Here is a 22,971-nt window from a genome sequence, read left to right as displayed (position 1 = left end):
GTCACGGCGTCTCACGACGGGCGGGCGAGGGTGGCGAGCCAGTCGGTGAGGGTGCGGAAGTCGGAGTCCTGGAGGCCTCTGGCCGGGTCGACGCGGTGGAGGAGCGCCGGCCCGGGGTGGGCGGCGGCGACCCACTGACGGTCGACGGCGCCTATCTCGTCGTCGACCCAGACGAACGGCCGGCCGCCGGCCCACTCGACGAGGGGGCGGGTCTTCCAGTGCAGGCCATGAAGGGTCGGCTCGTCGGCCTGCGGCAAGTCCAGCACCGGACGCCTGGGCAGCCCGAGGCGCGGGGCGACGACCTCGTTCGCCTCCTCCATCCACGTGGTGGCCCACACGAGCGAGCAGCCCAGGGCGAGCAGGCGGGCGCCGATGCCAGGGTCGAGCCGAGCGAGCAGGGGGTTGCCGTCGTCGTCGGAGGCCGCCGGGGCAGGAGGCTGCGGCGAACGGAACGGGATCAGTGGCCCGTCGATGTCGAGGAAGAGGAGAGGACGCTCCGCTGTGGCACTCATGCTGTGGGTGCCGGGGCCGGTCGTCGGGCGGGCGGGGCGTGGTGGTGGAGGGTGGCGTGGGGGTCGTCCTCGACCGCCGTGTGGTCCGTGTGGACCGTGGCGGCCGTCAGGCGGGGGACGGCGTGGATGAGGGCGTGTTCGGCGGCCACGGCGATGCGGTGGGCCTCGACCACGGTGAGCCGCGCGTCGACGACGATGTCCGCCTCAGCGCGCAGGGTGTGGCCGATCCACCGCATCCGCACCTGCCCGGTGCCGAGGACGCCGTCGACGCCGCGCAGGGTGGCGTGGGCCGTGGCGACGAGTTCCGGGTCGACGGAGTCCATCAGACGCCGATACACCTCGCGGGCGGCGTCCTTGAGGACCATCAGGATGGCGAGGGTGATGAGCAGCCCGACGACCGGGTCGGCGGCGCGCCAGCCGAGTGCGGCGCCGCCCGCCCCCAGGAGGACCGCCAGGGAGGTGAAGCCGTCGGTGCGGGCGTGCAGACCGTCGGCGACCAGGGCCGCGGAGCCGATGCGGCGGCCGGTGCGGATGCGGTAGCGGGCCACCCATTCGTTGCCGGCGAAGCCGGCCAGCGCGGCGCCGGACACGGCCCACAGATGCGTGATGTCGCGGGGGTGGAGGAGGCGGTCGACGGCTGTCCAGGCGGCCAGGACGGCGGAGGCGGCGATGGTGGCGACGATGAGGACGCCCGCCAGGTCCTCGGCCCGGCCGTAGCCGTAGGTGTAGCGGCGGTCGGCCGCGCGCCGGCCGAGGAGGAAGGCGATGCCCAGCGGGACGGCGGTCAGGGCGTCGGCGGCGTTGTGGACGGTGTCGCCGAGCAGGGCCACCGAACCGGACAGGGCGACGATCACGGCCTGGACGACGGTGGTGACACCCAGGACGACCAGTGAGATCCACAGGGTGCGCATGCCCTCGCGGGAGGTCTCCATCGCCGTGTCCACCGTGGCGCCGGCCTCGTGGCTGTGCGGCGTGAGGAGGTGGGCGAGCCGGTGCCTCAGCCGCTTCAGCCGCTTCGTCCGCGTCGGGCCGCCATGGTCGTGGTGCGCGTGCTGCTTCCCTTCCATGCGGCTCACCGTGGCACACGAACTCGATTGCGGCTACAGCCGTCGTACACGTCCTGACCAGGTGCGATGCGCTCGCAACAGCCTCAGGGCGGCAGTTGGTCCATGCCGTGCGTCAGTCTCTCAGGACGCGATCGAGCGCCGCCCGGCCCGCGGGCCCCCACGCAGGCTTGCCGCCGGGAAGGCCCCGGTCCCCGTTCCGGCCCATCAGCATGAGGAACAGACTCTTCAGCGCGGCCAGCCCGCGGGCGCGCCGGATCGTCCCCGCGTCCGCCTGCCCGTAGGCGTCGAAGAAGCGTGAGGCGGTGCCCGCGGGAAGGACGACCCACGCGGCCGCGAGATCCCAGGCCGGATCGCCGGCGAACATGTCACCGAAATCGATCACGCCCGAGAGCGTCCCGTCCGAGACGACCACGTTGGCCGGATGCAGGTCGCCGTGCACCCACAGCGGCGGCCCCTCCCACTCGGGCGCCGCGACGGCGTCGTCCCAGACGGCCCGGACGTCGTCGGCGAGGCCGCCGGGGACGACGGCGTGGAAGAACCGGTCGAAGCCGTCCGTGCACGTCCTGGGGTGGCCGCCGCGGTCCCCGCTGACCGGCGCGTCGGCGGGCGCCTCCACATGGAGTGCCTTGAGGAAGCCCGCCAGGGTGCCGGCCGCGTGATCGCCGCGGCTGATCGAGGAGTGGTCCAGCGGTTCGCCGGGAACCCACGTCATCACGGTCCAGTGCTTGGGGAAGCGGGCGGACGGTTCGCCGGACCGCACCGGGGTCGGCACCGGAAGCGGCAGGCGCGGGGCCAGCACGGGCAGCCACCGCCGCTCGTTGAGCTGGAGCCGCGGGGTGGGATCCATACGCTGCATACGCACCGCCAACCCGTCCCCGAGACGCCACATCTGGTTGCCCCAGCCGCCCGCCACCTCACGGACGGGGAGTCCCGCGAGGTCCGGATGCTGCTCCCGCAGCAGATCGCGGACCAGATCCGCGGTGATCTCGATCTCAGCGTCGGTCATGCGCATGCACCCTACGGGAGGTGATCGGGACCTCGTCACCGAGAGTGACAGCCGTGCCGCGCCCCGCAGCCGCGCATCCGCAGGTCAGGCCGGTGCGGCGATACGGGTTTCCCCCCAGGGGTGGCGGTCGGGCAAGATGGGGTGTATCTGCCCACTGCCAGATTTCAAGTTGCCGGACGGTTTCTCTTGGCTGAGTTCATTTACACCATGCGCAAGGCGCGCAAAGCGCACGGCGACAAGGTGATCCTCGACGACGTCACCCTGAACTTCCTCCCCGGGGCGAAGATCGGCGTCGTCGGCCCGAACGGCGCCGGTAAGTCGACCGTTCTGAAGATCATGGCGGGGCTGGAGCAGCCCTCGAACGGTGACGCGTTCCTCACGCCCGGCTACACCGTCGGCATCCTGCTCCAGGAGCCGCCGCTGGACGAGTCGAAGACGGTCCTGGAGAACGTGCAGGACGGCGTTGCCGAGATCAAGGGCAAGCTCGACCGGTTCAACGAGATCGCCGAGCAGATGGCGACCGACTACTCCGACGCGCTGCTCGAAGAGATGGGCAAGCTGCAGGAGGAGCTGGACCACGCCAACGCCTGGGACCTCGACGCCCAGCTCGAGCAGGCCATGGACGCCCTGGGCTGCCCGCCCGGCGACTGGGCCGTCACCAACCTCTCCGGCGGTGAGAAGCGCCGCGTCGCGCTGTGCAAGCTGCTGCTGGAGCAGCCCGACCTGCTGCTGCTCGACGAGCCGACCAACCACCTCGACGCCGAGTCGGTGAACTGGCTGGAGCAGCACCTCGCCAAGTACGAGGGCACCGTCGTGGCCGTGACCCACGACCGGTACTTCCTCGACAACGTCGCCGGGTGGATCTGCGAGGTCGACCGCGGCCGTCTGCACGGCTACGAGGGCAACTACTCCAAGTACCTGGAGACCAAGGCCGCCCGCCTCAAGGTCGAGGGCCAGAAGGACGCCAAGCGGCAGAAGCGTCTGAAGGAAGAGCTCGAGTGGGTGCGGTCGAACGCCAAGGGGCGGCAGGCCAAGTCCAAGGCGCGTCTGGCCCGCTACGAGGAGATGGCCGCCGAGGCCGACAAGATGCGGAAGCTGGACTTCGAGGAGATCCAGATCCCGCCGGGCCCGCGTCTGGGCAACGTCGTGGTCGAGGTCAACAACCTCACCAAGGGCTTCGGCGACAAGCTCCTCATCGACGACCTCAGCTTCACCCTCCCGCGCAACGGCATCGTCGGCATCATCGGCCCGAACGGCGCAGGCAAGACCACGCTGTTCAAGATGATCCAGGGGATCGAGCAGCCCGACTCCGGGTCCATCAAGGTCGGCGACACCGTCAAGATCTCCTACGTCGACCAGAGCCGCGAGAACATCGACCCGAAGAAGACGCTGTGGGCGGTCGTCTCCGACGAGCTCGACTACATCAACGTCGGACAGGTCGAGATGCCGAGCCGGGCCTACGTGTCCGCGTTCGGCTTCAAGGGCCCGGACCAGCAGAAGCCGGCCGGTGTGCTCTCCGGCGGTGAGCGCAACCGCCTCAACCTCGCGCTCACCCTCAAGCAGGGCGGCAACCTGCTGCTCCTCGACGAGCCGACCAACGACCTCGACGTCGAGACGCTGTCCTCCCTGGAGAACGCGCTGCTGGAGTTCCCCGGCTGCGCCGTGGTCGTCTCCCACGACCGGTGGTTCCTCGACCGCGTGGCCACGCACATCCTGGCCTACGAGGGCGACTCCAAGTGGTTCTGGTTCGAGGGCAACTTCGAGTCGTACGAGAAGAACAAGATCGAGCGGCTCGGCCCGGACGCGGCGCGGCCGCACCGCGCCACCTACAAGAAGCTGACCCGGGGCTGATCTCTTGCGGCACATCTACCGCTGCCCGCTGCGCTGGGCGGACATGGACGCGTACGGCCACGTCAACAACGTGGTGTTCCTCCGCTATCTGGAGGAGGCCCGTATCGACTTCCTGTTCCGCCCGGAGAAGGACTTCAAGCAGGGGTCCGTGGTGGCGCGCCACGAGATCGACTACAAGCGGCAGCTCGTGCACCGGCACCACCCGGTCGACATCGAGCTGTGGGTCACGGAGATCCGGGCGGCGTCCTTCACCCTCACCTACGAGGTGAAGGACGACGACCTGGTCTACGTCCGCGCGTCGACGGTGATCGTGCCGTTCGACTTCGAGGCACAGCGTCCCCGGCGGCTCACCGCGGAGGAGCGCGAGTTCCTCCAGGAGTACACGGACGACGCCACCGCCGGTGACAAGGAGGAGGCCGTCGCCGCATGACGGTGCTCCACCTCGCCGACGAGGGGGAGGCCGCGGATCTCGCGGCCTTCCTGTCCCGGCTGCTGCACTACGACCGCGGCGCCGCCGTCCGCCTCCAGGCGGCCGGCACGGCGCTCGCGGTCTTCGGCCGTCCCCCCTCGTTCGAGGTGCTGGCGATCCGCGCCGTGCGGCTGGCCAAGCCGTACGAGAACGGGCTCGACGTCACCCTGGACGTGACCGTGTCCGCCGGTGAGCTGCTGGAGTCGGTGGACGAGTCCGCCGCCACCGCGGCCGTCCCGGCGGCGGTCACCGGGCCGCCGTGGGCCGGGGTGCTCCCGCCGCGCGGCGGCTGGCGTGCCGAGCCCGGCCTGCCCGAGCCCGAGCGGCTGCGCCGGCTCGTCGCCGCGTCGGTCGCCGAGTTCCGTTCCCGCACCGAGCGGTTGGCGCCCGAGCAGCGCACGCGGGCCGAACTCGACCGGGTCGGGCGGGAGATATGGTCCCGGACGGTCGCGGACACCGGTCTGCCCGTGCGGGCGGTGCACGCCGCCCAGTCGCTCGGCTTCCTGCGGGGCGACGACCAGACCCTGTTCTCGTCCGGCGCGTGGCTGCGGCTGCGGACGCCCTACGGGTCGGTCGCGGTCCGGCGTGCGGGCGTGGGCGCGCTCGGCCTCAGCGTCCGCTGACGCCGACAGACGCCTCTTCCGTCCCCGTCCGCCGGTGGCCCGAAACACGGCCCGCCCGGCTACTCCCGGCCGCTGTCGTCCGGGCGGACCGCGATGTGGTCCGGCTCCAGTTCCAGGGCCACGCGGTCGCGCATGCCCAGGGCGCTGGTGTACTCGGCCGGGAGCTGCAGGCGGCCGGCGCGGTCGAGCATCGCGTACTCGCGGGCGACCACCTTCTCGTCGCCGGTGGCCGCGTCCACCTCGCTGCGGCGCAGCACCTCCGTGGAGGTGCGGCCGTCGCGGATGGCGACCGTGCGGCTGACCTCGTTCGCCACCGCCTGGTCGTGGGTGACGATCACGACGGTCGTGCCGAGCCGCTCGTTGGCCGTGCGGAACGCGGCGAAGATCTGCTCGCCGGTGTGCGAGTCCAGCTCGCCGGTCGGTTCGTCCGCGAGCAGCACCGCAGGGTCGCCCGCGAGGGCCACGGCGATGGCGACCCGCTGCTGCTGGCCGCCGGACATCTCGTGCGGGCGCCGGTCCCGGCAGTCCGCCACCTCCAGCAGCTCCAGCAGCTCCAGCGCGCGTTCGGCCCGGGCCCGGCGCGCGGACCGGGAGCGTCCGCCGCGGCGGCCGGAGAGCTGCATCGGCAGCGCCACGTTCTGCGCCGACGTCAGATACGGCAGCAGGTTGCGGGAGGTCTGCTGCCACACGAAGCCGACGACCTCACGGCGGTAGGCGAGCCGGTCCCGCGCGGACATCGTCAGCAGGTCGCGGCCCGCCACCCGGGCCGCGCCGGCCGTGGGGGTGTCCAGCCCGGCCAGGATGTTCATCAGGGTCGACTTGCCGCTGCCGGAGGCGCCGACCAGCGCCATCAGCTCGCCCTCCCGCACCAGCAGGTCGAGCCCTTGGAGCGCCTGCACCTCCACGCCGTCCGCGGTGAACACGCGGACCAGACGGTCACAGGTGATGAGCGCGTCATGGCCGTACGCGGGCCGGTCGCGGCGGGCGGCGACGCGTTCGGTGAGGTCGGCGAGGGTCGGGTCCGAGGTCATCGGGGGCCTCCTGCGGGGAGAAGTCGACGCGTCACGAAGGCGCTCACGGAGACGGAGCCAGGCACGGAGACGGAGCCAGACGCGGACACGGGCGTGGTCATCGCGCGTCACCCGCCCGCAGCTCGCGCACCGCGCCCCTGCGCCCCGACCACCAGGCCTGGGCCGCCGCGATGCCGACGGTCAGGGCGACCACCGCCAGCGCCGGCAGCAGCAGGGACAGCCGGTCCGGGTGCAGCAGGACGCGGCCCGCCGCGGGCGCGCCGGTGGAGACGGCGATGGTCGTGAGGTCGATGCCGGGCGCCAGCAGCCGGATCGCCGCCCAGGCGGTGAGGGCGCCGCCGACCGCCGCGAGCAGCGCCTGCGGCAGCGACTCCAGGATCAGCAGCCGCCTGCCCTGGGCGCGGGTCAGGCCCATGGTGCGCAGCCGGGCCAGCAGCGCGGCGCGTTCCGGTGCGGCGCGCAGCAGGGTCAGCAGCAGGGCGAGCGCGGCGTACCCGGCGCCCGCCGCCACCGCGGCCGCGTAGACGCGCTCGGCGCCGGTCTGCAGGGGGGACTCGACGGTGGCGGCGACCTCGTCCGACCGGAGCCGGACCCGCGCGTCGTCGCCCGCGGCCTTCCGCAGCGCCGCCCCGTCCGCGTGCTCGCCGGTGACCAGCAGCCCGGTGGGCGGTTCGAGGCCGGCGCGCAGGGCGGAGCCGTCCACCACCAGGAAGTCGTCCGCGCCGAGCACCGGGGTCCAGGTGCGGACCGCCACGATCCGCGCGGTGAACGAGTCGCCGTCCTCCAGGATCACCGGGAACGGGGCGTCGCCGAACCGCTCGGCCAGGGCGGGTGAGCCCAGCGCGGGCACCGCGTCCTCACCGGCCGCCTTCAGCACGTCCGCGTCGAAGGCGCCGACGTCCAGGCGCCCGCTCAGCGCCGCGTACGCGTCCGGTTCGACCCCGGCCAGCGACACGCGTGTGTTCCCGACGAGCGCGTTGTACGACACCTTGACGGGGGTGACGTCCTCGACGCCTGGGGCGCGCCGGACCCGTTCCTCGACGCCCGGCGCCCGCTCGTCGAGGTTGTCGACGCGCGCGTCGGCGCCGACGGCGAACACGGACGCGCGCTCGCGGGCGTCGGTCACCCCGGTGAGGACCGAACCGCCGAACGCGGCGGTGGTCAGCGCGGTCAGCAGCGCGAGCAGCGGCAGCACCGTGGAACCCCCCGCGCGTCCCGCCCGGGCCAGCGACAGCGGGCCGACCACGCCCCGCATCCGCCGCGCCGGGCGGGCCAGACCGCGCAGCGGCAGCGGGTACAGGCGCACCAGCACCAGGGCGGCGATCACCGCCACCAGCACGGGGGCCAGCGACACCAGTTCGTCGCCGCTGGGGTCGCCCTCGGCGGACGTGCCGCGGGTGCGCAGCGTCAGGACCGCGCCCACCGCCACGGCCAGCAGCGTCACCTCGGCGACCAGGCGCCGTTTGGACGGGCGGGCCCGGACGACGTCCTCGCGGCCGGTGTGCACCCCCACCGCACGGTGGACGGCCACGGCGCGCAGCGGCAGCGCGAGGACGGCGGTCAGAGCGACGGCCCCCGCCGCGGCCGCGGACTGCGCCGGCCGGCCGGCGCCGACGGCGAGCCGGGCGGCCAGCAGGCCGAGGGCGGCGGCGGGTACGGCGACCACCGCCGTCTCCGCCAGCAGCCGGCCCGCCAGACCGCGGAGCGAGGCGCCTCTGGCGCGCAGCAGGGTGAGCTCGGCGCGGCGCCGCTCGGCGGCGAGGCCGCCCGCCATGCACAGGACCACGGCCGCGACCGTGCCGGTGCCGAAGGCGGCGACCGCGACGAGAGGGCCGACGGCCGACCACAGCTCCTGGTGTCCGACGAGCACGCCGTCGAGCTCGGTGGACACCTCCAGGTACGGCGAGACGGCCGAGGTCATCCGCTCCAGCAGCGGCCCGCCCTCCAGGGAGGCGACGGCCGACGCCTGCTTCTCCAGGTCACGGCCCTGAAGTGCCGAGAGGTCGGGGGCCAGCATCCAGTACCGCGCGGGCGCTGCCGGGACGCTCAGCAGCGCCGGTCCCGAGTCCGGCGCCACCAGCAGGGTGCCGGCCCAGTACTGGCTGGGGACCGGGCCCTGGGTGACCATGAGGTCCGGCCGGCTCAGCCCGGGCAGCGTGGACCAGTACGCGCCGTCCGGCTCGCGGGGCACGACCAGGCCGGTGACGCGCACGGCGAGCGGGTCGCCCTCCGCCCGGGGGAGGTGGACGACCGAGCCCACCCGGATGTTCAGCTTCGCGGCCGTCTCGGTGGTGACGGCGGCCTCCAGGGCGGCGGCCCCGCGACCGGCGTCCTCCGGGGCCTTCGGCAGCCGGCCCTCCCTGAGCCGGGAGTGCTCGGCGACGCCGCCCTGGGCGACGAGGTGGAACACCGGGGCGACGCCGTCCGGCTGGGACAGGTACGGGTCGGGGGCCTTGAGGCTCCGGGTGGTGCGCACCCCGGCCGACGACTGGTCCGCGTCCAGCGGCAGCGCACGGCCCGGCAGCGCGAGCAGCTTCGCGAACGGGCCCTCCACCGCCTTCCGGGACAGCAGGTCCTCCCACGGCCTGTCGCTCAGGAGCATGTCGGCGTCCGAGGTCTGGACCTGGACGGTGGTGCGGGTGGGCCCCGCCGCCTCCAGCGCGCGGCGCATGGCCTCCTCGTCGTACCGGTCCAGCGCGGGCGGCAGCGCGGCGGCGAGGAACGCGGTCACCGCGACCAGCAGCGCGAGCGCCGCCGCGGCGCCCGGCGCGGTCCGCAGCCGGGTGCGCACCCAGGGCGCGGTCACCCGTGAGGCGGCCGTCCGCGTCCGCCCGGAGGGCCGTACGGTCACCTCACTCACCTCCCCGGTCGCGCAGCGAGGACACCGCGTCGACCCTGCGCAGGGCCAGGACGGCCGTGATCACGAGCGGGGCGGCCGCCACCGCGGCCAGCAGCGCCGCCACCCGCAGCGGTGGCAGCACCACCAGCACCCCGGGCAGCGGGCGGGCGGCCTCGGCGGTCAGCATGACCAGCGGGATCACCGCCCGGGCCAGCACCGAGCCGAGCAGCACGCCCACCGCGAGCGCCGTCCCCACCAGCACCCCGTGCTCGACGAGAATCACGCGCGCCAGCCGGCGCCGGGAGGCGCCCAGGGCGCGGAGCACCCCGAACTCGGCGGACCGCTCCCGCAGCGAGCCGGCCGCGCTCACCGCGAAGCCGACCGCCGTCAGGGCCGCCGCCGCGAAGGCCGCCGCCGCGAAGGCGTTGCCGGGGCCGGCACCGAACGGGTCGTCGCGCAGCCGGGCCGCGATCTCGTCGCGCACCACCACCCGGGACGGGTCGATGTCGGGCCGGCTCCGCAGGGCCGCCGCGGCCTGCGCGGACGCGCCCGGCCGGGTGGCCAGCCACCACTCGTTGGGCAGCACCGCCCCGCCCTTGCCGGCCTGGAGCGCGCGGTTGACGGAGGCCAGGTCGAGCAGCAGGGCGCCGCCGTCGTCGTCCGCCCCGCCCGACGGGGTGGTGGGCAGCGCCCGCACCGCGTGGGCGATGCGCACCGGGACGGTGCCGCCGCCGAGCTGCACGCTCAGCCGCTGCCCGACCCGGGCGCCGGCCGACTCCAGGTACCGGTCCGTCGCCACCCCCTCCACCACGGGCACCGGCGGCTGCGGGACGCGCAGGTCGAGCGTGAGCGTCGTGGGCAGCCAGCCCATGTCGGGCGGGAGGGGCGTGGCGGTGAAGTCGACGGTGGCGGGGGCGCCGGCGGCCATGCGCGGCCGTACGGTGTCGTCGTCGGCGGTGTCCGGGCCGTCGCCGTCGAGCGACGGCCGCCAGCGGGCCGCCAGCGGCAGGGCGCGGTCCCGGTCTGCGGTGTCCGTGGCGGTCAGCGCGGTGAGGGCGAGCCGGCTCCGTCCGGGCGGCCCGACCGGCTGCGGCAGGTTCACATGGAACCCGGTCAGGGTGAGCGGGCCGGCCGGGCCCCCGGCGACGGCCGCGAGGTCCACGGTCAGATCGTGCGGCCGCCCGTCCTGGGGCAGCTCGCCGAACACGAGCGGGTACGGGGTGCCGTGGGCGTCCTCCACGGTGGCGGTCACGTCGGCGGTGGCGGCGGCGTCCGCGCCGCGCAGGGACGCCGTCAGCGCGAGCCGCGCGGTGCCCGCCGGTATCCGTACGCCCGCCGTGCCGCCCTTCGGCGCCAGCCCGGACAGCGCCGTGCGCACCGGCACGTCCGCCAGGTCCGGGCGCATCAGCAGGGTGTCCGCGGTCCCCTCGGTGGCCAGCGCCAGCACCGTCGCCTGCCGCCCGCCGGACAGCGCCACGGTCGTACGGAAGGCGGGGGAGGCCGAGGCGACGCCGGGGACGGCCGCGTAGGCGGCGCCGCGTCCGGGGCCCTCGGTGCCGCTGGACAGGACGCGCACCTGCGTGCCGGCCCGGAAGTCCGCCTGGTCGTCCTGCGAGCGCTCCCAGGAGGAGCCCTGGCCGACCGCCAGCATGCCCAGCGCCACGGCGAGCACCAGCAGCAGCACCGGACCCGCGCCGCGCATCGGGCGGCGGCCGAGCTGCCACCCGGCCAGCGCCCCCGACAGCCCCCGGCTGCGGGCCGCCCGGCGTTCGGCGAGCCGGGCCGGCAGCGGCAGCAGCCGCAGGGTCAGCACCGTGCCGGCGAGCAGCGCCAGCGCCGGGGCGGTCACCAGCAGGGGATCGACGCCGAGATCCTCGCCGACGGCCCCGGCCGGCCGGCGGCTCAGCTGCCAGTACGCCAGTCCGGCCACCACCAGCAGCCCCAGGTCCCCGCCCGCCCGCACCGGTCCGGGCAGCGGCTTGGCGCGGCCGGGGGCGTACGGGGTGGTGAGCGCGGGGAGCGTGACGGCGAGCGCGCAGCCCAGCGCCACCCCCACCGACACCAGCCACACCGTGCCCTGCGAGGCGACCGAGGTGACGGAGGCGTCCAGGCGCAGCCCGATCCGGGCCAGCGCGCCCCGCCCGGCGAGCAGCCGGGTGAGCGGGCCCGCCAGCAGCGGCGCGCACAGCGCCGCGGGGGCGGCCAGCAGCAGCGCCTCCAGGGCGGCGAGCCGTGCCACCCGGGCGCGGGAGGCTCCGCGGGCGCGCAGCAGCCGGGTCTCCGCTGCGCGGTCGGCGGTCAGCAGCCGGGCCACGAGCAGCAGGGCGCACGCGGCGAGCAGGGCGAGCTGGAGGATCACGACGAGCAGCGTGGAGCGGGAGACGAACAGGGAGCGCTCGACGCGGTCCAGGGTGGCGGGCAGGTTCCCGGCGGCGGTCGCCGAGCCGTGCAGGGCGGGCGCGGAGGGCAGCGCGGCCACGCCCTCCTTCATGGCGGTGCGCAGCGCGTCGATCCGGCCGGTGGTCATCCCGGAGAAGTCGGCCGAGGCCAGCCAGCCCACGGGCCCCGCGCTGACCCGGCCCCCGCTCATCGCGGCGGGGTCGGCGAGCAGCGGGCCGTAGGTGGTGAAGTGGACGGTGACGACGCCGCGGCCTGCGAGCTCGTCGAGCTGCCAGTAGGGCGCGGAGGTGTCGGCCGGGCGGTACAGGCCGGTGACGAGCACCCGCGCCGGAGGGCCCTTGAGCCGGTTGTCCAGGGTGAGCCGGGCGCCGGGCCGCAGCCCCAGGTCACGGGCGGCGGCGACGGGGAGGGCGACCTCGATGTCCGGTCCTGCGGGGCGCGCGGCGGGCATCCGGCCCTCGGTGAGGCGCACCTGGGTCCGGTCGAGCGCCGCGATGTGCGTGAGGTCGGCCTCCTCGCCCCCGGCGCGCCGGTCCGCCGGGCGCAGGGAGGGCGGCAGGCCGTACGGGCCGGACCGGGCCAGGGTGCGCAGGGTCACCGGCAGGCCGTCGTAGGCCCGCTCGGCCGCCCGGCGCACGGCGGCGTCGGCGGCGGCCCGGCGGCCCTCGGGCAGCGACTCGGCCTTGACGAGCAGCGTGGTCGCGGCGGCGTCACGGGGGTTCGCGAGCGCGTGCCGCAGGGCCGCGTCGCCGATCGCCGTGGAGTAGGCGGTGAGGGTGGCCAGGACGGTCGTGGTCAGCAGGACGGCCAGCAGCGCGGCGGCGAGCAGGGGACGGTGCGCCCGCGCGCGGGCGAGCACGAATCTCGCCGATCCCCCAGCGGCATCCACCGCGACCCCCCGCGTTGTCCAGACCTCTCGGGGATGGTGTCAGAGGGACACGGCGGGCAGCACCGGTCTGCGTCCGCTTTTGACCTGATCGTGATCGCAATGCGGAGTCGCGTGCTCGGAATGTGACGACCATGTGACCCCGGCCGGCCGGTGCCCGTCAGTCCGGGGAATTGATCATGGAGGCGGCCGCGTAGGTCAGGTACTTCCACAGGGTCTGCTCGTGCTCCTCGGACAGACCCAGTTCGTCCACGGCGTCCCGCATGTGCTTCAGCCACGCGTCGTGCGCCGCCCGGTCGACCTTGAAGGGGACGTGCCGCATCCGCAGCCGCGGATGGCCCCGGTTCTGGCTGTAGGTGGTCGGACCGCCCCAGTACTGCATGAGGAACAGCGCGAGGCGCTCCTCGGCCGGGCCCAGGTCCTCCTCCGGGTACATGGGCCGCAGCAGCGGGTCCTCGGCCACACCTTGGTAGAAACGGTGGACGAGCCGGCGGAAGGTCTCCTCCCCGCCGACCTGCTCGTAGAAGGTCTGCTCCTGAAGCGTGCCGCGCCGAATCTCTGTCACGCCGTCCATGGTCTCAGACACCACGGCATAGGACTCAAGGCCTAGGACCCGCCCCTGGCCCTACCGTGGAGAGGTGGACGGGCGTCCGGAGACCGGTGAGGACCTCGCCCGCGCGGCGCGGGCGGCGCTGGTGCGGGAGATCGGGGCGAGCGGCGCCTTCCTGGAGGAGCCGGTGTGGCGGGACGCGTTCGCCGCCGTGCCCCGCCATCTGTTCGTGCCGGTCTACTACGCGGGCGTGGTCGGCGGGTACGAGCGCCGCTCGTGCGAGTCCGCCTCTCCGTCCGCGCGCGCACGCTGGCTGCGCGGCGCGTACGAGGACGTCCCGCTCGCGATCCGGATGCGCGACGGCGAACTGCTCTCCTCCAGCAGCCAGCCCTCCCTCATGGCGCTGATGCTGGCCGGGCTGCGCGTCGGCGACGGCCACCGGGTGCTGGAGATCGGCACCGGCAGCGGATACAACGCGGCCCTGCTCTGCCACCGGCTCGGCGACGACGGACTCGTCACCACCGTCGACCTGGACCCGGAGATCACCGGGCCCGCCCGCCGCCATCTCGAGGCATCCGGGCACCGCCCGGCCGTCGTCACCGGCGACGGGGCGCGCGGGGTTCCGGAACGCGCCCCCTACGACCGGATCATCGCCACCTGCGCGCTGCCGTACGTGCCGCGCGCCTGGCTCGCCCAGTGCCGTCCGGGCGGGAGGGTCCTCGCCCCGTTCGCCACCGGGCTGATCGCCCTGACCGTGCGCGACGCCGACCACGCCGAGGGGCGCTTCCTGCACACGCCCGCCTACTTCGTGCCGCTGCGGGGCGCGGGCCCGCCCGAGCCGGAGCCGCCGGACCTGGAAGGGCTGCCGCCCGCGGCCCGCCGCAGCGACCTGTTCCAGTTCCTGCTGGAGCTGACCGCCGGGGTGCTCGGCCCGCGCGAGGCGTACGGCCTCTGGGAGCGCGAGGTCAGGCCGCAGCGCGAGCGCTACGGCCTGACCGTCGACGCCGAGGGCGGCCGGGCCTGGCTGGACGACCCCGCGGGGAGGTACGTCTGGCCGCTGCCGGCGCTCAGCCCCGGCGGATGGTGATCGTCGTCCAGGCGCCCACGTGGACCCGGTCGCCGTCCTGCAGCGGAACCGGGACGAAGGGCTGGATCGGCTCCTCGGAGCCGTTGACCGTCGTGCCGTTCGTGGAGTTCTGGTCGACGACCGCCCAGCTGCCGTCCGGCTGCTGCACCAGCACCGCGTGCTGGTGCGAGACGCCCGGGTCCTCCGGCGGGGTGGACAGATCGATGTCGGGGGTGTCGCCGGTGGAGTGCCGGCGGCGGCCGATGGTGATCTGGTTGCCGGTGAGCGTGCGCTGCTGCTCGGGCGAGTACGCCGGCAGGTTCAGGCCCGCGGCTTCGGGGCCGGAACGCTGCATCATCGCCATGAAGTACTCGCGGTCCGGACCGATGGTGGCGGTCCAGGTGACCGGGCCCTGCTGCTGCCGCGGCTGCTGCGGGAAGCCGCCGGGTCCGGGGGGCGCCTGGGTGCCGCCCTGCTGCGGGTAGCCGTAACCGCCGTGCCCGCCGGGGCCGTTCGGACCGCCGTGTCCGCCGGGGCCGCCGTGTCCGCCGGGGCCGCCGTGCCCGCCGGGGCCGCCCGGGCCTCCGGTCGGCGGGGAGATCACCCAGTCGTCGTCACCGCCGCCGTACGACGGGCCGCCGCCCTGCGGCGGACGGCCGGTCTCCTGCGGGAAGCCGGGCGGGGCCGGGGGACCGGAGTGGAACGCCTGCGGGGCGCCGGGGCCGTTCGGGCCGCCGGGGCCGCCGGGACCGCCCGGGTTGCCGCGGCCGGGCGGGGGCGGGGGCGGGACCGGGCGCGAGGGCTCGCCGCCGAAGCCGGGCGGGCCCGGCGGGATCGGCTCGGCGGGCCGGTTCACCTGCGAGGGACGCGAGCTCTGGTAGTCGAACCCGTCACCGCCGCCGTACGACGGAGGGGGCGGCTGGTGCCCGAAGGGGCCGCCGGGACCGCCGGGACCACCGGGGCCGCCCCTGGGACCGCCCGGACCGGGGGCCGGCGGACGCGGGGCGGCCGGGGTGTACGAGGTCGCCGTGTTGGTGAGGAAGTTCCACCGGCACTCCTCGCAGAACGGCGCACCGCCCTCACGCGGCGTGCGGCACTGCGGGCACAGCTCCGGCTGCGCGCCGGGGCCGCCGTAGCCGCCGCCGGGACCGCCCGGAGCGCCGCCCGGGCCACCGGGGCCGCCGGGCGGCGGGAAGCCGTAGCCGCCGCCGGGCGCCGGCGGCGGGGGAGGAGGCGGCGGCACGGCACCCGCCATGCGGTGACCGCACACCTCGCACCAGTCGTCGGAACCCGACTGGTGTCCGTTCGGGCAGGTCGGCATGTCGGCGCTTCCCCCTCTCCTTTTCCGGTCGTTCCCGACCGGATTTCTCCAACCCCGAGGGGTCAGGCTCGATTACTTGCAGATCATTTCTTTACACGAACAGTCTTGGTCGACCGTGTCTCGAGTGTCATCTCGTCGGCCTCCTCGACCTTCGCCTTCAGTCGCACAGTACCGGTCGCGGCGTCGACGACGTCCACCACCTTCGCAAGCAGTTTCGCAGTATCGGCGTTGCCGGAGGCACGGGCGAGCTGAACGGCACGGCCCAGCTTGGCCGTTGCTCCGTCCCTATCTCCCACTTTGCGCAGGTCCAGCCCCTCCTGGATGACATCCGCCAGTTCGGCCTGGCCCGTGTAGTGGGCGACCTGAGGGTTGATCGACGTCGACGCGGCCAGGTCGTCCGTCCACACGGCCCGCACCAGCCCCTGCGCGCCCAGGTTCTGCACGCCTTTGTCGGGGTGCGGGATCACCAGCGAGACGCGTGCCGCGAGCATCTCCCGGCCCACGGCGGCGGGCGGCACCCGCACGCAGAGGTGGTAGTCACGGGACTCGTCACCCCAGGAACCGAGCGGGTAGTCGCCCGCGCGGGGGCCCGCCTCGGTGCGCCTGCCGGTCAGCTCCTCCACCGTCGGCGCGACCTGCTTGACGAATGCCACGGTGGCGCCGGCCGGGGTCCACAGACGCAGCGAGACGTCCGCGACCTCCTTGCCCATCGCCGTCTCCATCATCCGCGTGAAGTCGGCGGCGAGTCCGGCCGGGTCGGCGACGATGTCGGCGGTGCCGAGCAAAGCCGAGGCGATGCCTGTGACTTCTTTCACTTCCCAGTCGGTGCCCACACCGCGGGCGTCGCACGTGAACCGTCCGGCGCAGGCGTCCAGCGCCGCCTTCAGGTCCTCCGGCGACTCGTGCTCGTTGCGGCCGTCGGTGAGCAGGATGCCGTGCCGGATCGCCACGTCCGCCGACGCCAGCAGGCGGTCGGCGCGGCGCAGCCAGGTCCCGATCGCCGTGCCGCCGCCCGCGCCGAGCTTCCGCAGCGCCTGCTTGGCCTGCTCCCGGGTGTCCGGTCCGGCCACCGCGAGCCGGCCGTCGCCCGGGTACACCTCCCGCGCGAGATGGGTGCCGGCGACCACCGCGAAGTGCACGCCGTCGCGCAAGGTGTCGATCGCGGCGGCCGTGGCGTCCCGCGCGTTGCGCATCTTCGTCGGCGGGTGGTCCATCGAGCCCGAGCAGTCGAGCATCAGGACCACGGCCGCCGACGGGCCCTCGCCGGGCGAGTACAGGTGCGGCGCCGCCACCGCGCTGCCGATGGTGCCGCCGCCGGTCGCCGTGACCGTCACCACCGCGTTGACCTCGCGGCCCCCCTCCGGCAGGTACTCGTTCTGGTACACGTCCACCGAGAACTGCGGCACGTTCGATTTCGAGAAATTGGCCATGCCTGTTCGCTCCCCCTCCGGTGCCCCGACGGCGCGGGGCGACGACGTCTTCACGGACCGGTCCCCTCCGGTCCGGTGAAGCTTCCCCGTGCGAGGCCGGCCGTACGCGGCACGCGCAGGCGGCACACGCGTGCGTGCGTGTGCCGCGTCCGGCGCGCGACGTCGCGGCCTCAGGCCGATCCTGCCCCCTGCGGGACGGCCGGGAACGGCACCAGCGCCACTGTTACGTTGTCGTGGCCGCCGCCGTCGAGGGCGTGGCCGACCAGCACGCGGGCGGCGTGCAGGGGGCGCGCGGCGGCGTCGGCGGGCACCGCCTCGGCCATCTCGTCCGCGGACTCGGCGTAGTTCCACAGGCCGTCCGTGCAGACCACGACCACACCGGGACGGTCCGGCTTGAACGCCGCGGTGTGCGGCTCCAGTTCATAGGCGTCCGCGCCCAGCCAGCCGGTGATCGCGTGCGCGCGGTGGTCGGCGTACGCCTCGGCCTCGCCCATCAGCCCCGCGGCGACCATCTGCGCGGCCCACGAGTCGTCCTCGGTCAGCCGCACCGCCGGGGAACGGTCCACCGGGATCCAGTACGCCCGGCTGTCGCCGACCCAGCCGACGACCAGCAGGCCCGCGGTCACCACCGCGCCGACGATCGTGCACGCGGGCGCGTTCTGCTGCGGGGCGTGCTCGTCGGCCTCCGCGGGCTGCTCGCCCGCCAGCGCGTTGACCGCCTCGGAGGCGGCGAGGATCGCCTCGTGCATCGCCTGCTGGGGGTGCGTGCCGCGCGGCAGCGCGTCGAGCAGGGACGCGTTCGCCGCGCGGGAGGCGGCGAGTGACGCCTCGTCGGGGCGGGTCGCCGAGGAGACGCCGTCGCAGACGACCGCCACGGAGACGGGGGAGCCGTCGGGCAGCGCGGTCGTGCCGACGGCGAAGGCGTCCTCGTTGCGGTGGTGCCGCAGACCGCGGTCGCTGACCGCGGCGACGGGGCCGCATTCCTGTTCCATGTGGTCCCGTTCGCGCGGCTGGGCGTGGCCGCAGTTCTCGCAGTATCCGTCGTCGTCCACCCGCCCGGCTCGGCACGCCACGCACACGGCGGCGGGCTCGGCCGCGACGCGGGGGTCGGGCGCCTGGAGGGGATAGTCGTCCCCGCCGCCGGCGCCCTCGGCCGGCGCCCGCCGGTCGAGCCGCACCCCGGCGGGGGGCGCGGCCGACGCCGCGGGCTGTCCTCGAACGGGCGCTCCCTGAGCGCCCGTCGGGGCGGCGCCGGCCTGCGCGGGCGCGCCCGGGGAGGGGGCGGACCGGTCGGCCGACGCGGCGTCACCCGCTGGGGCGGTGTGGGCGCTGGGCGCCGGGGGGTGCGGGTCGGCTGCCGCCGGGTGTGCGGGGGCGCCGGGCGACCCGGTGCCGGGCGTGGCGTTGCTCGCGTGCGCGGTGGGGGCGTGGGGCGCCGTCGGGTGCGGGGGGCCGACGCCCGTCGCGTGTCCGCCGGACGCGGCGTGCGGGCCGGGCACGGCGGGGTTCGCGCCGGGCGCCGAGGCGCCCGCGGCTGTGTGCGGGGCGGGTGTCGTCCGATGTCCGGCGTCGCCGCCGGGTGCGGCGTGCGGGACCGCGGTCGCCGGGGGCCCGGCAGGGGCTGCGGTCCCCGGGGCCGGGGAGTGCGGGCCGGGCACGGCGGCGTTCGCGCCGGGGGCCGTGTACGGGCCGGGGGACGGTGGGCCCGGGGGCGGGGTGGCCGGGCGTGGGGGTACCGCGCCCGCGGGGGGTGGGGGCCAGGCGGGCGGGACGGCCGCCTGGGGCGGCACCGTGCCGTTCATCGCGATCGTCGGTTCGTCCGCCGGCCGTGCCGGGACGACCGACAAGTCGTATCCGCACGCGCCGCAGAAACGATCACCCGACTCGAGGGGCTCCTCGCAGCTCGGGCATTTCGACAGCGCGGCCTGCTGGGGCATCTGCGACATCAACTACACCCACGTCCGGGGGCGGTAACGATTGGCACGTTCCACCAGGTCGATCCTCTCCTCGCCGCTGCGCGCCAGCCGGGCCAGCGTGCGGTACGAGCGCTCCAGGCCGAAGCGCAGCCCACGCTCGTCCAGGCCGCTGCCGAGCAGCGTCCGCCCCCCGGCGGCGGGAGGAGCGGAACCCTGGCCCCCGGAGAGTACCCAGTCCAGTCCGCAACCGAGGACCTCCGCCGCCAACAGCTCGCGGCGCGCCGGGTCCAGACCGTACGACTCCAGCGCCTCGACCTGCCCCGCGGCGGCGGTCAGATCGTCCAGGAACGGCGCGTCGGCCGCGGTGACCGCGCGCCCCCGCAGCCGCGCCCGGACCGCCGCCACCCGGGCGGCGGTGTAGTGGATGGAGGACTCCGGCACCGACTCCAGCGTCCGTACGGCGCCGTGCCGGTCGCCGGCCGCCAGCCGCACCCGGGCCAGCCCGAACGCGGCGCTGACGTAGCTCGGGTCGGTGGACCACACCAGACGGTAGTACTCCGCCGCGTTGTCCAGCTGGCCCAGCACCTCCGCGCAGAGCCCCAGCGCCAGCTTCGGCGCGATCTCGCCCGGGAAGGCGTCGTAGATCGCGTCGAAGGCGAGCGCGGCGCCCTCGTGGTCGCCGGTGACGAGCGCGGCCACGCCCCGGTACCAGACCACCCGCCAGTCGTCGGCGTCCTCCGTCTCCAGCGCGCCCAGCGCCTCCAGCGCGGTCGCCCACTCGCCCGTCTCCAGCCGGGCCCGCACCGCGCGCAGCCGCGTCTCGGTCGACGGGTCGGGAGCGGCGGCCAGCGCGTGGATCAGCTCGGCGGGCGCGGACGCCAGCAGACCGGCGAGGAAACCGGCGTTGGGGTCGGTGGGCTGGACGTGCGGCACGGGCAGCGCGAGGGCGGCCGTGGGGCAGTCCACGGGCCGGACCAGGGAGGCGGGGGAGCGGGGGAGGGTGGGCGCCGGGACGGGCGCGCCCCTGCGGCCCCGGGTGCGGCGGGCGCCCAGCCGGGACACGTCGCCGTCCAGTGCGGGGAACAACTCCGTGTCGGTCACGCGCAGTTCGGGCCCGAACAGCGTCGACAGCGCTGGGCGCGCCTGCCCCGACTGGAGCGAGACGACCTCCCGCAGCACGCCCGTGAGCTGCTCGGCCATCTCCTGCGCGGAGGCGAACCGGCGCGCCGGGTCCGGGTCCGTGGCCCGCACGAGCAGCCGGTAGAAGGACTCGTACTGGCGGAACACCTCGATGGTGTCCGGGTCCGGCAGGAAGTCCGCGTAGACGTTGGTGTAGCCCTGGAAGTCGAAGGTGAGGACGGCCAGCGTGCGGGCGACCGTGTACAGGTCGGACGCCACCGACGGGCCGGCCTCGGCGACCTCCGGCGCCTGGTAGCCGACCGTGCCGTAGATGGCCGACTCGTCGTCGTCCGTCCGCCGCACCGCGCCCATGTCGATCAGCTTCAGCTGGTCCTCGGTCTGGATCGCGTTGTCGACCTTGAAGTCGCAGTAGAGCAGGTTGCGGCTGTGCAGATGCCCCAGCGCCTCCAGCGCCTCGATGCCGTACGCGCACGCCTGCTCCACCGGCAGCGGGTCGCGCCGGCCCTCCGGGGTGCGGCGGGCGTTGGCGATCTCCTTCAGCGACTTGCCGCCGACGTACTCCATGACGATGTAGCCGTCGAGGGAGCCGGTGCGCTGGTCGAGGTGCTCGACGAAGTTGTAGATCCGCACGATGTTGGCGTGCTCGATCTCCGCGAGGAAGCGCCGCTCGGAGATGGCCGCCGCCATCGCGTCCTGGTCGCCCGTGTCGAGCAGCCCCTTGAGGACCACCCAGCGGTCGGACACCGCACGGTCCACGGCGAGGTAGATCCAGCCGAGCCCGCCGTGCGCCAGACAGCCCACCACCTCGTACTGGCCGTGCACCACGTCACCGGGGCGCAGCTTCGGCACGAACGAGTAAGGGTGCCCGCACTTGGTGCAGAAGCCCTCCGTACGGCCCGGCCGGTCGCTGCGGGCCCGGCCCACCGGCGCCCCGCAGTCCGACCGCGAGCAGAACCGCTTCCGCTCCGGCACCTCCGGGTCGTCCAGCACCATCCGCCGCGGATCGGGCCGCGGGATCGGCGGCACCTGCACCAGCCCCACCCCGAGCCGGCCCCGCCCCGAACCGCCCGCGCCCGAGCCGGAACTGCGCACCGACACCGAACGGCCCGTCGCCGTCCGGCCGGACAGCGAACGGGACAGCCGCCCGGACACGGAGCGGCGGGACTTCGACGACTGGGAGGACGTACGGGAGCTGCGGCCGCTCCGGTTGCCGCCCGCGCGTGCGCTGCCCGAGCGTGCGCCCGCCGAGCCGTGCGAGTCGCGGCCGCCCGCCGTGATGCCCGTCGGGGGCGAGACCACCAGGCCCGTCGGCGACACCACGGGCGCCAGGCCGCACGTGTCGCAGTACAGCTCACCCCCGCCGACGTCGTCGTACGCGCCGTCGCAGTCGGGGCGCTGACAGGCGGACCGCTCCCGCGCGGGCGCCGCCGGCCCCTGTGTTCCCGGTTCGCTCATGCGCCCGGTCCCCTCCGCTCGTCCGGGCCTGTCCCCTGCCCCGGCACTCCGGGCGCCGCGCCCAGCAGCTCGGCCACCGCCTGCTGGTAGCGCAGCACCGCCTGCTCCGCCGCGCGCAGGTCGCACGGCGCGCTCCACAGCATGCGGCGCGCCTTCTCGTACCGCTCCACCAGCAGCGGGTCCTCGGCCAGCCCGTGCCGGGTCACCTTCGCCCTGTAGGCGTCCAGCCGCCCGCGCAGCTCCGCGCGCACCGCGAGCGGCGCCGTCACCGCGGTCAACGACTCGCGGGCGCGCAGCAGTTCGTCCTCCGCCTTCTGCTCCAGCGACTCCAGCAGCGGGGACAGCCGGTGCCACTGCGCGTGCCTGCGGTACTCCGCCGCCGTCGACAGCTGCTCCTGGAGCGCCGTCGGCGGGCCGCTGACCACCGGCACCTCCGTCGCCGCGATCTTCGCCAGCACCTCGCCGCGCGCGGTGCGCGCCTCGGCGAGGGTGCGGTCGGCGCGGGAGAGCACGTCGCGGAGGCGGACGATGCGCTTCTCCGCGTCCTGACGGACCGCCAGCACCGCGTCGATCTCGCGGCGCACGTCCTCCAGGGCGCGGGCCTCACGGTCGTAGACGGTCGTGTCGGGCTTCCCGCCGCCCGGCGCGGAGCTGCCCTCCGCCGGTCTCCAGAACGCCAGCGGGTCGGACACGACCTGCTCGCGCAGCTTCTTGAGCGTGCGGGTGATCCGCTCCAGGTCGTCGCCCGCCGGATGCTCGCCCGGGCGCACCCCGACCGAGTGCGCCAGCCTGCTCGTGCGCCGGAGTTCCGCCGACAGGAGGTCGATCCGGGCGGGCAGCGCCGACCACACCGCGTCCGCGGCCACCACCATGTCCAGCGAGGACGCGTACAGCTCGTTCATCCGGTCGACGAGGGCGGAGAGGGACCAGCGCTCGCTGAGCACGCCCGGACCGGCCTGACCGCCGTGCGGGGCCGGCGCGTTGGCCGTCGCCGCGGCGCTGCCGGCCACCGTCACCGGCTCGCCGCGCAGCAGCTCCGTCAGCTCCGCCAGGTCCTCGCGGCTGGACCAGCGGCGGCGTGCGCGGATCTCCCGTGCGGTGCGCAACACGTCCGTGTACGCGTCGAAGTAGGTCCACAGCAGCGTGATCGCCGCCTCCGTGGACGTCCACCGCTCGGCGGTGACGCCGGTGAGCCCGGCGCCCTCCAGCAGTCGTCGGCCCGCGTGGTCCTGCAGGGCGAGGAGCGAGGTCTCGATCGCCTCGTGCTCCGCGCCGAGCCGCGCCAGCGCACGGTCCACCTCGTCCCGGTCCATCACCGGCCCGGCGGGATCCGTGTCGGCCATCGATCACCTCTCGCTGCGGGGGAATTCTCGGGGCGGTTCGGGTTTTTCATCGGGGTCGGGGTCGGG

At 75.2% G+C, this 22,971-nt stretch carries 16 protein-coding genes; 4 read left to right on the top strand and 12 right to left on the bottom strand.

What is annotated here, in order from left to right:
* Positions 1-11 precede the first annotated feature (11 nt).
* The 3 genes from ACP7TJ_RS11045 to ACP7TJ_RS11035 all read right to left on the bottom strand — a co-directional run bounded on the left by ACP7TJ_RS11045 (position 12) and on the right by ACP7TJ_RS11035 (position 2,585).
* Positions 12-512, bottom strand: a complete 501-nt coding sequence (locus tag ACP7TJ_RS11045) for an HAD domain-containing protein (protein ID WP_427762978.1) — start codon at positions 510-512, stop codon at positions 12-14.
* Positions 509-1,579 (bottom strand): cation diffusion facilitator family transporter, encoded by a 1,071-nt coding sequence (locus tag ACP7TJ_RS11040; protein WP_427762976.1) that lies wholly within the window; start codon positions 1,577-1,579, stop codon positions 509-511. The genes ACP7TJ_RS11045 and ACP7TJ_RS11040 overlap by 4 nt, the downstream gene beginning before the upstream one ends.
* Positions 1,580-1,691: 112 nt before the next feature.
* The gene (locus ACP7TJ_RS11035; protein ID WP_093765771.1) at positions 1,692-2,585 is read right to left on the bottom strand and encodes an aminoglycoside phosphotransferase family protein; all 894 of its coding nucleotides are present in this window, start codon (positions 2,583-2,585) and stop codon (positions 1,692-1,694) included.
* A 186-nt stretch (positions 2,586-2,771) separates the two neighbouring features.
* Between ACP7TJ_RS11035 and ettA the strand changes: the two genes are divergently transcribed.
* From ettA to ACP7TJ_RS11020, 3 genes are read left to right on the top strand one after another with little or no spacing between them, the layout of a single operon-like run.
* A complete protein-coding gene (gene ettA / locus ACP7TJ_RS11030) occupies positions 2,772-4,436 on the top strand; it encodes an energy-dependent translational throttle protein EttA (RefSeq protein ID WP_093765770.1) in 1,665 nt (554 codons plus the stop codon).
* Between the two features lie 4 nt (positions 4,437-4,440).
* A complete protein-coding gene (locus ACP7TJ_RS11025; protein WP_006134697.1) occupies positions 4,441-4,866 on the top strand; it encodes an acyl-CoA thioesterase in 426 nt (141 codons plus the stop codon).
* Positions 4,863-5,528, top strand: coding sequence for a hypothetical protein (locus tag ACP7TJ_RS11020; protein WP_167741772.1), 666 nt, complete (start codon positions 4,863-4,865; stop codon positions 5,526-5,528). The genes ACP7TJ_RS11025 and ACP7TJ_RS11020 overlap by 4 nt, the downstream gene beginning before the upstream one ends.
* Before the next feature lie 59 nt (positions 5,529-5,587).
* Here ACP7TJ_RS11020 and ACP7TJ_RS11015 read toward each other — a convergent pair whose 3' ends face one another.
* The 4 genes from ACP7TJ_RS11015 to ACP7TJ_RS11000 form a co-directional block, all read right to left on the bottom strand.
* A complete protein-coding gene (locus ACP7TJ_RS11015) occupies positions 5,588-6,559 on the bottom strand; it encodes an ABC transporter ATP-binding protein (protein WP_189909774.1) in 972 nt (323 codons plus the stop codon).
* Between the two features lie 97 nt (positions 6,560-6,656).
* Complete coding sequence (locus tag ACP7TJ_RS11010; protein ID WP_427762973.1) at positions 6,657-9,410, bottom strand: ABC transporter permease; 2,754 nt, start codon at positions 9,408-9,410, stop codon at positions 6,657-6,659.
* Between the two features lies 1 nt (position 9,411).
* Positions 9,412-12,657, bottom strand: a complete 3,246-nt coding sequence (locus tag ACP7TJ_RS11005; protein ID WP_370163573.1) for an FtsX-like permease family protein — start codon at positions 12,655-12,657, stop codon at positions 9,412-9,414.
* Positions 12,658-12,844: 187 nt separating this feature from the next.
* Positions 12,845-13,258, bottom strand: coding sequence for a globin (locus tag ACP7TJ_RS11000; RefSeq protein WP_033274617.1), 414 nt, complete (start codon positions 13,256-13,258; stop codon positions 12,845-12,847).
* Between the two features lie 64 nt (positions 13,259-13,322).
* Between ACP7TJ_RS11000 and ACP7TJ_RS10995 the strand changes: the two genes are divergently transcribed.
* A complete protein-coding gene (locus ACP7TJ_RS10995; protein WP_427762971.1) occupies positions 13,323-14,321 on the top strand; it encodes a methyltransferase domain-containing protein in 999 nt (332 codons plus the stop codon).
* On the opposite strand, the gene ACP7TJ_RS10990 is transcribed toward ACP7TJ_RS10995, so the two are convergent.
* The 5 genes from ACP7TJ_RS10990 to ACP7TJ_RS10970 all read right to left on the bottom strand — a co-directional run bounded on the left by ACP7TJ_RS10990 (position 14,302) and on the right by ACP7TJ_RS10970 (position 22,905).
* On the bottom strand, positions 14,302-15,621 hold the full coding sequence (locus tag ACP7TJ_RS10990) for an FHA domain-containing protein (protein ID WP_427762969.1): 1,320 nt from the start codon (positions 15,619-15,621) through the stop codon (positions 14,302-14,304). The two genes, ACP7TJ_RS10995 and ACP7TJ_RS10990, sit on opposite strands and share 20 nt — an antisense overlap.
* A gap of 83 nt (positions 15,622-15,704) precedes the next feature.
* A complete protein-coding gene (locus tag ACP7TJ_RS10985) occupies positions 15,705-17,051 on the bottom strand; it encodes a vWA domain-containing protein (protein WP_266546196.1) in 1,347 nt (448 codons plus the stop codon).
* Between the two features lie 170 nt (positions 17,052-17,221).
* A complete protein-coding gene (locus ACP7TJ_RS10980) occupies positions 17,222-18,550 on the bottom strand; it encodes a PP2C family protein-serine/threonine phosphatase (protein WP_427762968.1) in 1,329 nt (442 codons plus the stop codon).
* A gap of 450 nt (positions 18,551-19,000) precedes the next feature.
* Positions 19,001-21,562 (bottom strand): tetratricopeptide repeat protein, encoded by a 2,562-nt coding sequence (locus ACP7TJ_RS10975; protein WP_427762966.1) that lies wholly within the window; start codon positions 21,560-21,562, stop codon positions 19,001-19,003.
* Positions 21,559-22,905: a hypothetical protein gene (locus ACP7TJ_RS10970; RefSeq protein WP_266397202.1), complete on the bottom strand. Its 1,347-nt coding sequence runs from the start codon at positions 22,903-22,905 to the stop codon at positions 21,559-21,561. The genes ACP7TJ_RS10975 and ACP7TJ_RS10970 overlap by 4 nt, the downstream gene beginning before the upstream one ends.
* Positions 22,906-22,971: the final 66 nt, after the last annotated feature.

Source organism: Streptomyces sp. DSM 41931 (assembly GCF_050271085.1).
Classification (GTDB): Bacteria; Actinomycetota; Actinomycetes; order Streptomycetales; family Streptomycetaceae; genus Streptomyces; species Streptomyces albogriseolus.
This window is presented reverse-complemented; position numbering and strand designations above follow the sequence as displayed.

Coding starts and splice junctions, on each gene's coding strand:
- ACP7TJ_RS11045 (WP_427762978.1), bottom strand. CDS start 512: ATGAGTGCCACAGCGGAGCGTCCTCTCCTCTTCCTCGACATCGACGGG.
- ACP7TJ_RS11040 (WP_427762976.1), bottom strand. CDS start 1,579: ATGGAAGGGAAGCAGCACGCGCACCACGACCATGGCGGCCCGACGCGG.
- ACP7TJ_RS11035 (WP_093765771.1), bottom strand. CDS start 2,585: ATGACCGACGCTGAGATCGAGATCACCGCGGATCTGGTCCGCGATCTG.
- ACP7TJ_RS11020 (WP_167741772.1), top strand. CDS start 4,863: ATGACGGTGCTCCACCTCGCCGACGAGGGGGAGGCCGCGGATCTCGCG.
- ACP7TJ_RS11015 (WP_189909774.1), bottom strand. CDS start 6,559: ATGACCTCGGACCCGACCCTCGCCGACCTCACCGAACGCGTCGCCGCC.
- ACP7TJ_RS11000 (WP_033274617.1), bottom strand. CDS start 13,258: ATGGACGGCGTGACAGAGATTCGGCGCGGCACGCTTCAGGAGCAGACC.
- ACP7TJ_RS10990 (WP_427762969.1), bottom strand. CDS start 15,621: ATGCCGACCTGCCCGAACGGACACCAGTCGGGTTCCGACGACTGGTGC.
- ACP7TJ_RS10985 (WP_266546196.1), bottom strand. CDS start 17,051: ATGGCCAATTTCTCGAAATCGAACGTGCCGCAGTTCTCGGTGGACGTG.
- ACP7TJ_RS10975 (WP_427762966.1), bottom strand. CDS start 21,562: ATGAGCGAACCGGGAACACAGGGGCCGGCGGCGCCCGCGCGGGAGCGG.
- ACP7TJ_RS10970 (WP_266397202.1), bottom strand. CDS start 22,905: ATGGCCGACACGGATCCCGCCGGGCCGGTGATGGACCGGGACGAGGTG.